A 13,589-nucleotide genomic window follows, 5' to 3' on the forward strand; every position below is an offset into this window, starting at 1 on the left:
CGCTGACCTTGCTGACGGACAGATCCGGACGCGCCACCACCACCGGCGTGCTGGCCGACGCGCTGTTGTCGTTCTCGCCGTCGCGCTCGTACACCGTGTTGTCGGTGTCGGTGCGCACCACGTAGGTGTAGCTGCCTTCGGTGAAACCGGCGGGCAGGGTGAAGGAGATCGTACGTGCCGCGCTGGCGCCGGCGGCCAGGCCATCGGTGAAGAACTGGTTGGCGACTTCGATCTGGTGGCCCTGGCCATCGTCCAGGTACACGCGATCGCGCCACACGCCGGTGGCATCGCCGGTGCCGGTGTTGTGCGCGGTATAGCTCAGGCTGACCGCATCGCCCGGACGCACGGCGGCCGGGCCGCTGACGTCGCTGACGGTGAGGTTGGCGGAAGGCGCCAGGGCGATGTGCAGCGGCAGCGTGGTGGCGCTGGCATTGTTGCCGGTGTGGCCGTTCTCGCTGACGGTGTTGTTGAGGTTGGTGGTGACCAGGATGTAGTAGTCGCCTACCAGGTCGCGCGGCAGGGTCAGGGTGGCGGTGGCGGTATAGGTGGCGCCGCCGTTGGCGAGCACGCCGGCATGCGTGACCGAACCGGCCAGCACGATGTCGTCCGCCGAAGGCACGCCGGTGCGCGACAGCACCACGCGGTCGTTCCACAGCGCCAGGTTGGTCGGCGCGTTGCCGGTGTTGGACACGGTCCAGCTGACCTGCACGTTCTCGCCGCTCAACGCGGTGGTCGGCGCAGTGACCGAGACCACGCCGAGGTCGGCATACGCGGCCGCCACGGTGATGGGCTTGGCCACGCTGGCGTTGTTGCCGCGCGTATCCGGTTCCAGCACTTCGCCCTGGCCGTCGGCGCGCACGGCCAGGAAGTAATGGCCGTCGTTGAGCAGCGGCAGGTTGATGGTGGCGGTCTGCGTGTAGCTGTCGCCCACCGCCAGCGCGCCGTTGCGGCGCACGCTGCCGATCACGATGTCGTCGGCATTGCCGATGATGGCGTCGGAGCTGAGCACGATCTCGTCGGACCAGGCATCGCCGGTCGGCGCCTGGCCGTGGTTGGCCACGGTCCAGCTGATCGTCACCGGCTGCCCGCCGATGCCGGTGGCCGGCGTGGTGACGCTGTCCACGCGCAGGTCGGCGTACGGCACGGCGGCGGAGACCACCGCGGTGGCGGCGCTGTTGTTGCTCTCGGCGTCGTGGCTGAGATTGGTTTCGTAGAGCACGCCGACGCCGGCCGCGTTCTGGTCGGCGGTGACGGTGATGCTCAAGTTGCCGGTGCCCTTGAGGCCATCCGGCAGGCGGAAGGTGAAGCTGCGCAGGCGATGTTCGCCGGGGCCGATCGGGCCGTTGACCTGGCCATTGACCAGGGCGCTCGGGTCGTACACCAGGCTGGTGTCGAGCACGCTCATGCCGTTGTCGACGCGGCTGACCGTGATGCGGTCGTTGAACGCGGTGCCGGTGGCGCTGGCGCCCTGGTTCCAGTCTTCCCAGGTGATGGTGACCAGGCCGCCGGCCTGGATGGTGGTGCTCAGCACCTGCAGGTTCTGCACCTGCAGGTCCGGACCGACCGCCTGGTCGATCTCGGCGACGTTGTTGCTTTCGCCGGTGCCGTTGGCGTTCGCTTCGGGGATCTCGCCCAGGCTGTCGGCGATCACGCGGATGGCGAAGTTGCCCGAGGCATCCAGGCCGGTCGGCCAGGTGAAGCTGGCATTGCGCTGGCGCGTGGCGCCGGCGGCTAGCGGGCCGGCGTCGAGCAGGTCGCGCAGGGTGACGGTGGCGACCACCTTGCCGGTGGACAGGTTGCGCACCTCCAGCGTCTCGCTCCACGGCTGCGCCACGGCGACATTGCCCTGGTTGCCGACGGTCCAGCTGACGTTGACGGCCTGGCCCGGCTGGAATGCGCTGGCCGGCTGCAGCTTGAGATCCTGCACGGTGAGGTCGGCGTACGGCGACAGCTCCACCGTGGCGGTGATGCTGGCGGCGTTGTTGCTTTCGGCATTGCCGACGTTGTTGCTTTCCTTGATGACGTTGTCGGCATCGGTCAGCACGGTGATGCTGATGCTGCCGGCTGCGTAGGAACCGTCGGGCAGGCGGATCTGCTGGTGGCGCGTGCGCGCCTCGCCCACGCCGATCGGACCGTTGGCGGCGTCGGCCGCGTCATACGGCACGCTGATGTCGGCGAGGATCACGCCGGTGGCGATATTGCGCACCACGATGCGGTCGTTCCAGTTGCCGCTGGTCGGCAGCACGCCCTGGTTGGCGACCACCCATTGCACGTCGACGGTCTGGCCGGTCTGCAGCGTGCCGGCGGGCGAGACGTTGACCGAGGTGACGGTCAGGTCGGGCGCCGGGGTGACCACCAGGGTGTCCAGCACGGTGACCGGCGCGTCGGGCACGCGCACCACGTTGAAGGAGACATTCGGCGAAGGCGTGCTGGCGTAGTTGGCGGTGGCCAGCACCAGGGTGTAGCGGCCGCCGACCAGCAGGTGGCCCAGGTCGATGCCGCTGCCGTTGAACTGGTAGCTGTAGTTGCTGCCGTTCCAGCTGCCGTAATCGCTGCCCATCGACTGCTGGTAGAACACCGTGCGGCCGAGCGGGTCGAGCAGGGTCCAGCTCGGCACGATGCCGCTGCTGGTCGAGCTCAGGCCCGGCAGCGCATCGAGGAAGTAATGCCCGTCGGCGGGCACGTCGATGCTGTACAGCTGCATGCTGCGCGCATCGAGGGTGGTGCTGACCGGCGTGCCGGGCGTCACCGGCGTGGCCGCGGATGCGTCGAGCATGCGGAAGCTGAAGGGGTTGGCGCTGCTGTTGCCGCTCCATACCGTCAGCACGTAGTCGCCGGCGGCCAGCAGGCTGGCGAAGTCGTAGTTGTAGTCGGAGTAGTAGTAATAGCCGAGCTGCTGGTTGAACAGCTGCGAGCCGTTGGCATTGGTCAGCCTCCAGTAGGCGCCGTTGGATGCGCTGAGCGCGTCGAACGCCACCACCGAATCGTGGTCCAGATGCAGCGTGTACTGCTGCGGCACGCCTGTCGCGGGCGCGCTGCCGTTGACCACCGTGCCGGACTGCAGCGCGGTATAGCCGGCCTTGATCGCGAAGCTGTAGTTGATCGAACTCCACGGCACGTAGCCCGGGTTGTCGATCACCAGGTAGTAGTTGCCGGCCGGCACCGACAGCGTGCCGCTCTGGTTGTACATCGAGCCGGCACTGATCTGGTTGCCGTAGGGCGAGACCAGATGCCAGTTCAGATAGGTGAGCTGGCCGGATACGTTGAAGGGATCGAACCAGAACTGGCTGGCCTGGGCCAGGTTGAGCTTGAAGATCTGCGGGCCATTGCTGGGCGTGTAGGTGCCGGTGGTCAGCACGTCCGGCTGCAGCGCGGGCACGGTGGCGAGATCGATCGTGCTGAAATTGATCCAGCGCGAACCGGCGTTGCCGTTGAGATCGACGAAGCGGAAGGTGTAGTTGCCCGCGCCCGGCAGGATCACCGCGCGATCGGCGCCGTAGGGATCGAACGAATAGAGCAGGGTGCCCTGGCCGTCGTAGACGTCCAGGCGCGCGCTCTGTCCGGACGGCATGGTGATCCACAGCGAGGTGGGCCCGCTCGCCTGCAGCTGGTAAGAGAGGCTGCCGTTCTGCATCAGGCCCTGCACCGCGCTGCCGACCGGCAGCGGCGGCAGCAGGTGCGAGGTGCTCAGGGTGAAGGCATAGGTCTGCTCGCTGGCGGTGCCGTCGTCTTCCGTGTCGCGCACCAGATAATAGGTGCCGCTGCGCGGGAGGTTGGCGATGCTGCCGGCACCCTGCACCTGCTGCAGGAAATGGCCGAACTCGTCGTACAGCGACCAGCTGAAGTTGTCGCCGCTGTCCAGCGTGACGGTATCGCCGCTGGCGGCGTTGAAGCGGAACAGGTCGGCATTGCCGGTGAGGGTGTTGCCGCTGGCGGGAGTGCCTGGGGTCAGCGTGGTGGCGCTGCCCAGGTCGAGCAGGCGCAGGCGTGCGCCGTCGTAGCCGTACGGAATGCTGTCGATGACGAGCTGGTAGTCGCCGCCTTCGAGATCGAACGCGGTATTGGCCTGCGCGCTGCTGCCCTCGCCGTTGAGCACGGTCTCGCCATGGCGCGTGATGTGCCAGTTGAGATAGCCACCGTTGCTGAGATAGCCCAGGTCCAGCAGCAGGTGCGTGCTGCGGTCGAGATGGAAGGCATAGGTGCTCGGCCCGGTGGGCTGCAGCGAATCGCCGAGCTTGACCAGCACGCGGCTGAGCTCGAACTGGAACGCCACCGGCGTGGCATCGCTGCCCGCGACGGTCTGGTACACCAGCAGGTAGCGGCCGCTGGCGCTCAGCGCCACGTCGGCGGCGCTGGCCAGATCGCCGCTGGCGCTCACGTTGCCGCTGGGGTCGAGCAGGATCCAGCGGCCGCTCAGGCTGCCACTGTCCAGCGGCGCCACGTGCAGCGTGTCACCGCTGCTGCTGTCGAAGGCGTAGGTCTTGGCCTGGCCCGGGACGATGCTGTCGTTGAGCGGCGCATCGAGCGCGAGCGGCGCGGCCGCGGTGGCGTCGATCAGCGCAAGCGACAGGTGGCTGGCGTCGCTGCCCTTGGCGCGCAAAGTCAGGCGATAGCTGCCGGCGGCGAGGGTGAGTCCTTGCGCCGCGGCATCGCCGGGCAGCCACGTGCCGGAGCCGAGATAGTTTTCGTTCTGGGTGAGCTGCCAGTCGTAGCCGGCGCCGGTGTTGGCCAGCGCATCGAGCAGCAGGCGCGACGGCGTGGTGACGTTGAGGTCGTAGTAGACCGTGTCGGACGCAGCCTGGGTGTCGATCTGCAAGGTGTCGCCGATCTGCACCGTGCCGTTCGCGGCGGGCTGCGCGCTGGCCAGGGCGAAGCCATAGCTGGCGGGGCCGGCGGCATCGGCCGCGGCGGACCACACCAGGTAATAGGTGCCGTTGGCGGCGAACGCCGGCAGCATGTCGTTGCTGGAGGAGCTGTCGCCCCACAGGTACTGGCCCTGCGCATCGTAGAGCTGCCAGGCGCCGGCGCTGCTGCTGCCGGCCTGCGGCACGAAGTACAGGCGCTGCCCGGCCTGCGCCTGGAAGGCGTAGGTCTGCAGCTGGCCCGGATTCAAGCTGATGGTGGTCGGCGTATCCAGCGGCAGCGCGATGGCATCGGCAACGCTCTGGAACATCAGCGTGTAGCTGTAGTCGCCGGTGTTGCCGGAGTTGCTGCTGCCGCCTTCGCTCATGGCTGCCGCGAAGGATTCGCCACCGCCGCCGCTGCCCTGGACCACGACCGGAATGTTGTAGTGGCCCTTGGGCAGGAACAGCGTGTAGTAGCCATTGCCGTTGAGCTGGTAGGTCCGGTCCAGCACCTGGAACTGGGCGCTCACGCCGTCGCTGTAGCTGGGCATCCACAGGCTGATCGTCTGGTCGTGGTCGACGTCGATGCTGTAGATCTTGACGCCGCCTTCGGCCGGCAGCGTGTCCGACACGCTTTGGCCCGAGACCAGCGGCGTGGGTGCGGCAATGTGCAGCGCGGCGGCGGTGGGGTCGCTCAGGTAGGTATTGGTGAGGGCTGCATACCAGGTGCCGTCGTGGTCGGCGTGCACCACGTAGTAGTCGGCGTTGCTGTTGATCCAGTACTGGTTGTTCTGGTTCAAGCTGGCGTCGTAGATCAGCACGTTGCTGCCCGGCGCACCGTAGATGTAGTAGTCCTGTCCTGCCTTGACCTTGAAGCCGTACATGCCCAGCACCGCCGGCACGGTCAGCGCGCCGTCGGCGACGGCGACCTGCGCCTGCGTGCTGGCGCTGAAGCTGAGCGTGGTCGAGCCGTCGAGCGAAGAGTCGATTTCCAGCGTGTAATCGCCCGCGCCCACCAGCTGCGGCTGCGCGAAGCCGCCGCCGGACGTGTCGAAGTTGTTCGCCATGACCTGGCCGCTGGCGTTGAGCACGCGCCACCGGATGCCCCAGCTGCTGGCGACGCCGTTGATCGAGAGCAGCGCCGCCTGGTCGAGCGTAAAGGTGTAGGTGCGCGAGTCGTTGTTGCTGAGGGTGATGCTGCTGGTCTGGCCCAGCGTGAGCGGCGCGCTCGGCACCGTGGGCGTATCGGTATGGCTGAGCAGCGTATTGCCGAAGGTGGCCGTCAACGGTCCATTGGCCTGGGTCACCACCAGCGCGTAGCTGCCGCTGGAAGACAGCGCGAAGCTGGCCAGGTTGAGATTGCCGTAGGCCCAGCCCGAAATCGGGTAGTGGCCATCCGGCCCGACCACGTACCAGTACGCCTGCGGCGAACCGCCGACCATGCTCAGCTGGTTGGAAAGCTGGATGGTGTCGCCGGCGTTGCCGGTGAAATGCCACACCTGCGCGTCGGACGCCTCGGCCAGGTCGGCCGAGGCGGTGGTGCCGGACGACAGCTCGGTCGCGGTGTCCAGGTTAATCAGGCGGAAGCTGGGTGCCGTGCCGTCGGTGGCAGTGCTGCCGACCGCGCCATAGGCGTACATGCGCAGGGTGAAGTGGCCCTTGGGCAGTGACAGCACGCTGGTCTGGCTGTTCGGCAGATAGACGTTGCCGTTGGTCCAGGAATGCCCGGCGTCATCGACGATGTCGAAGTAGATCGACTGATTGGCGACGTTGCGCGCGGAGGCGATGAAACGCGCCGGCGCATCGAGGCTGAAGCTGTAGCCGGCGCGGAAGTTGCTGGTGGCGTCCAGCACGATCGGCTGGGCCGCGCCCACGGTCAGCGGATAGACCGGCGCCGGAACGAGTGTGGCTTCGGCGGTGTAGGCGAGCGGATCGGTGGTGTCGGCATACACGAGCAGCGTGTAGCTGCCGGCCGACAGTTGCTCGCGATAGAAACTGTTGTTGCCGGAGGCGACCTGGAAGCCGCCGGCGTTGTAGAGCACCCATTCGAAGTCGGCATCCGTCGCGGCGGCGGTGACGGCGCCGAAGTCGAGGTAGTCGTTGCCGCTGATGGTGAAGGTGTAGGCGGCCGCGCCATGCGTCGCGTCGAACTGGCCCTGGGCGCTGTTCGCGCTGTCCAGCGCCGGCGCCTGCGTCAGGTCGGCGAGCGCGAAGCTGAAGGTCTCGCCAGTGAAGCTGCCGGTGATGCGGATGTCGTATTCGCCCGCCGCCAGGTAGTACTGCTCACCGCTGCGGTGCGTGTCGTAGGGGTAGCCGTTGTAGTAGATCTGGTACTGCACATTGCCCTGGCTGGCCAGGGTGCGCAGCACCAGGCTGGCGGCATGGTCCAGGCTCAGGTGATAGGTGGTCGGGGTGTTCGGGTTGCCGGCGAGCACGCCGTGCACGATCTGGCCGGGCTGCACCAGCGGCAGCGTGGCGGTGGACGCCACCACGTTGCAGGCGACGTCGGCGCCGTTCGGATCCTGGCCCTTCAACACCAGCACGTAGTCGCCGTAGGGCAGGGTGGGCAGGTCGGTGTCGGCGCCGTCGGTCTCTTCGGCGATCAGGTTGCCGTAGCTGTCGAACAGGCTCCAGCGCAGCGACTGCGTGTCGGCAAGGCCGAACGCCAGGTGCAGCGCGGTGGGCGTGGCGAGCGTGAGGCGATAAGCCAGCGCGGCTTCGCCGCCGGCGATGGTGGCCTGCGTACCCGCGGCCGGCAGGGCCGGCGCGTCGGACAGGTCGAGCAGTTGCAGGGCGAAGTTCGCGCCCGGGCTGTCGCTGCGGATCCACAGCTCGTAGCTGCCGTCGGTCAGCGACTGCAGCGACGGCGCGCCGTTCTCCACGTCGAGCGAGCCGGGATTGTTGTTCTGCAGCCACGACAGCGCAGGCACGCTGCCGGCAGGCGCCAGGCCCCACTGAATGCCGCCATCCGAACCGAGGTTGTGCAGCAGCACGCGCATGTCTCGATCGAGCGCGATGCGGTAGACCGAGAAGCCGGTGGCCGCATCGGTGCTGCCGATAAGCGTGTCGCCCGGGTGCGCGAGCGGCAACGCGATCGTGTCGACGTGCAGCGCGAACGCCGCAGCGGTGGTGCCGGTGCGTGCCAGCAGCAGCCGGTAGGAGCCGGTGCCGAGCACGGGCGTATCCACGGCCGTCCCCGCCACGCCGGAGGCGAGCAGGTTGCCGTTGACGTCGTACAGCGACCAGGCCAGCGAGCTGTCGTCGCTGCTGTCCAGCGCGATATGCAGCGCAGCGGAGCTGTTCGCCTCGTAGCGGTAGACCAGTGCCGCCTGGCCGGCGGCGAGCTGCCCGCTGCTGCTGCCGCTGGGCAGGGCCGCGGCGGTGGCGGTATCCACGGTCTGGAACGCATAGCTGGCCTGGTCCGCGGTGGCGGCGATGGTCAGCACGTAGTCGCCGCTATTGGGCAGCGACGCGTAGGTGCTGGCGTCCTCGTCGGCCCACGGGCTTTCGCTGGAGGCGCCGGCCGGAGTCAGGCGCCAGTGCACGCCGTGCGAGCCGAGGTCGCGCAGCAGGTTGGCGATGGACAGCGTTTGCGCGTAGCCGATCGTCACGCGATAGCGTGCGCTGTCGCCGACGAAGTTGAAGCTGCCGCTGATCGAACTGCCCCAGGCCAGCGGCGGCGCGGGCGGCGCCTGCGTCTCGCTGGAGCTGATGGTGTAGTCGCCGGCCGCGCCGTCGATCACCAGATAGCGCTGCGTGCCGCTGGCGACGCTCTGCGCGATCAGCGTGGGCGCCAGCGCGCCGCTGCCGGAGGCGACCAGCTGGCCGCCGGCGTCGTAGACGCGGATGCTCGCGCCGTTCGCCTGCGCGGTGCTCACCGCGAGCTGGATCACCGACTGGTCGATGCCGGCGGTAAGGCGGTAGACCAGGGCGTGGCTGTCGGTGGCGCTGACGCTGGACTGCCCGATGGCGAGATCCGCCGCGCCGGCCAGGTCGACGATGCGCACGCCGTAGGCGCCGAGCTGCGAGGCGTCGTCGGCCAGCACTTCCAGCGTGTAGGTGCCCGGACCGAGCAGGCAGGCTGCAGCCGTACTGGTATGGCCGGTCTGCACCAGGTGGCCGTCGGCGGCACGGATATTCCAGCGCTGCCCGGCATCGCCGAAGCCGTCGACCAGCACGGTGGACGGCACGGCGATGGCGAAGGCGTAGCTGTCCGGCACACCCGCCGCGCTGCTGTGGCCCAGCACGTCGGTGCCGAGGGTGAGGCTGCCGTTTGCCGGCGTGGTCAGCGAGGCGCTGTAGCCGATATCGGTTTCCGCACCATCGCCGGCGCCGGTGAGCTGCAGCTGGTAGCGGCCGTCGTGCGGCAGCTTGAACAGCACGTCCTGGCCGGCCGTCACGTTGCCGAGGATCAGCACGGCATTGCCGCGGGCATCGAGCAGGTTCGCACTGACGCTGCCGCCACTGATGCTGTCGATATGCAGCTTCAGGTAATCGCCGGCCGCGCCCTGCACGGCATACAGCATGCCGGCGCTGGACGGTGCGATGACCGCCGTCTGCGCCGTGCCGAGGCCCAGCGCCGCGGTGGTGGCGAAGTCGAACAGGTTGAAGGCGAACGCCCCGCTGGCTTGCCCGGTGGGGATGATGGTGAGGCGGTAATCGCCCGCGGCATTGAGCGGCAACAGCAGGTCGCCCGAGCCGTCCATGCCGGCGCCGCTGGCGACATTGCCGTTGGGGCCGACCAGCTGCCAGGTGATGTCGCTGCGGTGGGTAAGGCTCTGGAACAGTACCGTGGTCGGCGCGCTCGGCGAGAAGTCGTACTCGTAGCGCTGGCCGGGTGCGGCGATCGTGCCGCTGACCGGCGTGCCGGCCACCAGCGGCTGCACGGTGGTGAGCACGTGGCGCAGCACGAAGTTGTTCACCGTGGTGTCGGCGCTGGCGTTCCAATAGTTCTGCCAGGTGACGACGTAGCTGCCGGCGGCCAGATGGAACGGCGTGGGATCGTTGTAGTTGCTGTTGCCGCTGGCGAGCACCTGGCCTTGCGCGTTCTGCACCTGCCACTGGTCGTAGTTGCCGTCCTGCGGCACTTCCATGCGGAAGTCACCATTGGCGGGCACGTCGAAGCGGTACGGCGCCGGCAGGCCGGCGAACGGCAACGCGACGGTGGTCGGCGTGTCGACCGCCAGCACCGGCATGCTCGCCTGGTTCTGCAGGTTGAAGTGGAAGCTGCCGGTGGACAGATTGCCGTAGGCCACGGTCAGCACATAGGTGCCGGCGGGCAGGTTCAGCAGGTTCTGGCTGGAGTAGCTGAAGTCGCGCTGCGAGACCTCGGCGCCGCGCGGGCCGGTGAGGCTCCAGCGCAGGTAGGAGCTGTTGTTGACCGGCAGGTTCATCAGCACCGAGGTCGGCGCGTCCAGGGTGAAGCTGTACTGGATGCTCTGGCCGGGCTGGGCGATGCTGCCGGTGATGTCCGCGCCGAGCGTGAGCGCGGCGTTCTGGATGCTGCGCCGGCCCAGCGTGAAGTTCATCGGCTGCGACTTCGGCGCGCTGTTGCCGACGTACGGCGTGACCACCAGCAGATATTCGCCGGTATAGGTCGCGGCGATGTCGGCATAGTCGTAGCCGTTGTAGATCGAACCCGACGCGATGACGGCGCCGCCCGGCGCCAGGATGCGCCAATCGGCATTGTTGGACTGCGAGCTGGGATCGCCCTGCAGGTAGAGATGGTCGCCCGCATTCGCGTTGAAGCGGAAGATCTGCGTCTGGTCGGTGACCAGGGTGGTCTGCACCGGCGTGCCGGGCTGCAGGTCCTGCGCGACGTCGCGGTCGAGCACGCGGAAGGACAGGTCGGTGGAGCTGTCGCTGGTGTTGCGGAACAGCAGCGTGTACTGGCCCGGCGGCAGCAGCTGCGCGCTGCCCTGGTCGTAGCTGGCCGACTGCCAGCCGGTGAGGTTGCCGGCGGTGGAGCGCAGCATCCACTGCAGGTTGGACGGATTGCCGTTGGCGCCGGCGAGCACGTCCGGCACCACCACCTGCGCGTGGTCGAGGGTGAAGCTGTATTGCGCGATCGACTGGCGGCCGCTCAGCGTGGCCTTGGCGATGTCGTTGAACGACAGCGGCGCGGTGCTGGTATCCGTCGCGCTGAGAGTGAAGGTGTCGCGGTCGGTGGCGTAGCTGTCGTAGTAGTAGCCCAGGTCCAGCAGCGTGTAGGTGCCGTCCGCCGGAATATGGAAGAGATTGCCGACGTTGTCGCCGGACTGCGCCTGCAGGGTCTGTCCCTGCGGGCCGACCAGGCGCCAGGTGGGGCTGTAGCCGGAGATGTAGTCGGCATTGAGCAGCAGGGTCTGGCCCGCGCTGGCCTGCACGCGGTAGCCGGTGGCGCTGCTGCCCGGCGAGCGCTGGGCGATCGTCTGCTGGCCGAGCTGCAGGCTGGGCAGGGTGGACAGGTCCATCGCGCTGAAGGCGTACGCACCGGCGCTGTAGCCGCTGGACGGCGCGCCCTGCAGGGTCAGCGCATAGTCGCCGGCGGGCAGGGTGAGCAGCTGGTCGCCGCTGGAAACCCAGGTGTTGAATTCGGTGCCGCGCGGACCTTGCAGCGTCCAGTAGGTGTTGCCGGACTGCTGCGCATCGAGCAGCAGCTGGGTGGTCGCGCCGAGCGTGAAGCGGTAGGTCTTGGTGGTGTTCCACGCCGCCAGCGCGCCGGCGGTGACGCTGCCCAGGCTCAGCGGATCGCCGGCCGGCAGGGCGGTCGGCGCGGTGTTGCCGGTGTTGTCCAGGCGCGCCTGGAAGCTGACCGGCGTGGCGTTGTCGACATAGCCTTCGACCAGCAGCGTATAGCTGCCGGCATTGGCCAGGCTCACCGCCGCGCTGTCGCCGGACAGCCCGCCCGAAGCCACCGTGCGCCCGAACATATCGACGATGCGCCACGCCGCGCCGCCGCCCGTCGCGCTGGCCGCATGCACGGCCACGCTGTCGCCGGCCGCTGCATTGAACTGGAACGCGGTGCTGCTGTTGCCTGGCGACAGCGTGCCGGACAGCGGCGCGCCCTGTGCCAGTGCGGCGGCGGTGGACAGGTCCAGCAGGTTGAAGGCGAACGCGCCGGTGGCTGCGCCGGAGCCCTGCACGGTGAGCGTGTAGTCGCCCGCCGGCAAGGCCAGCACGTTCTGGCCCGAGTTGCCGTCGGAGTAGTTCAGCGAGCGGTTGCTGACTTCCTGTCCGCGCGGGCCGGTCAGCGACCACAGCATGTCGTTGCGGTTGGACAGCGCATCGAAGGCGAGCTGGGTCGCCGCGGCCAGATGGAAGGAATACACGGCCGACTGGCCGGCGAGCGGAATCGAACCGTTGACCGCGGTGCCCACGCTCAGCGTCGCCGGCAGATCCGGCACCTGGTTGAGCTGGAAGTTGTAGCCCAGGGTCGCGGTCGGCGAGTTGTAGATATAGCCGTCGAGCATCAGCCAGTAGGTGCCGGTCGAGGCCACGGTGAAGGGCGCCGTGTTCGATCCGAGATAGCTGCTTTCCACGGCATTGCCGTAGGGATCGAGCAGGCGCCAGTTGGCGCTGCCGCCGGTCGGCGACTGGCTGCCGAAGTACAGCTTCTGTCCCTGCGTCAGCGCGACCTTGTAGATCTGCGAGCCGGTCGGCTGGTCCAGCGTGCCGCTGACCTGGGTGTTGGTGGTCAGGGTCTGCGCGGACGCGTCGGTCAGCATGCGGAACGCGTAGCTGCCGGCCTGGCCGTTGTAGCCGCGCACCGTCAGCGTATAGGTGCCGGCGGACAGCTCGAAGGCATTGCTGGCTTCGGATTGGTTCTGCGGCGCGACGATCTCGCCGGTGGGGCCGCTCAGGCCCCAGTTGAAGTTGTTGCTCAGGCTGTCGAACACCATCTGGGTGTCGGCATTGAGCGTGAAGCTGTAGTAGTTGGTCTGGCCGGGCTGGGTGACCGCGGTGGTGGTCTGGTCCAGGGTCAGCGCCAACTGCGGATTGACCACCGGGTTGAGCGTGAAGCTGTAGTTGACCGGCGTGGTGTTGGACGACATGCCTTCCACCAGCAACAGGTACTCGCCGTTGCTCGGCACGGTGAAGGCGTCCGGGTCGTTGCCGATGCTGTAGTGCGAACCGACCTGGCGGCCGTACGGATCGATCAGGCGCCAGTAGGCCGAGCCGCCGCTGATGCTGTTGCTCTTGAAAAAGAACTGCTGGCCGGCGTTGGCGTCGAAGCGGTAGACGCTGGTTTCGTTGCCTTGCACCAGCGAGTCGGACACCGCCGTGCCGGGCGTGAGGTTGGCGGCCGCGGTAGCGTCGACGATGCGCATGGCGTAGCTGCCGACGGCGTCGGCGGAGCCGGCCACGGTGAGCGTATAGGTGCCGCTGCCCAGATCGAAGGCGGGCGTGCCGCTGTAGTAGTTGCCGTCGTCGGAGAACTGGCGGCCGTTGACCACGGTGCCGTTCGGGCCGGCCAGCGTCCAGTTGAGATCGGAGCGGTTGGTCAGGCTGTCGAAGACGACGCGCTTGGTGTCCTGCACGGTGAACTGATACTGCTTCTGCTGTCCCGGCGCATCGAGCGAACCGTTGATGGACAGCGCGGCGGGATTGACGTCGCCGGAGAGCAGCACGCGCGGTTCCAGTGCTTCGAAGCGGATCGCCGGTGTGTTCGAGGCGGGGCTGGTGTCGGCCGCATCTGCCGAGAGGGTTTCGTTGAGCTTGCCGTTGCTGTTGCCGTGCGACTGTTCCATGTTGCCCTCTTGGCAG

1 protein-coding gene (running past one end of the window) is annotated in these 13,589 nt (G+C 68.1%); it reads right to left on the bottom strand.

Going from position 1 to position 13,589, the window contains the following annotated elements:
- Positions 1–13,573 carry the start of an Ig-like domain-containing protein gene (locus tag AB4083_RS05165; RefSeq protein ID WP_441606684.1) on the bottom strand. It extends 24,014 nt beyond the left edge of the window, so the window shows 13,573 of its 37,587 coding nt (coding positions 1–13,573); it begins with the start codon at positions 13,571–13,573; its stop codon lies off the left edge, out of view.
- Between the last annotated feature and the right edge of the window lie 16 nt (positions 13,574–13,589).

It is taken from the genome of Dyella sp. 2RAB6 (assembly GCF_052115385.1).
Classification (GTDB): Bacteria; Pseudomonadota; Gammaproteobacteria; order Xanthomonadales; family Rhodanobacteraceae; genus Dyella_D.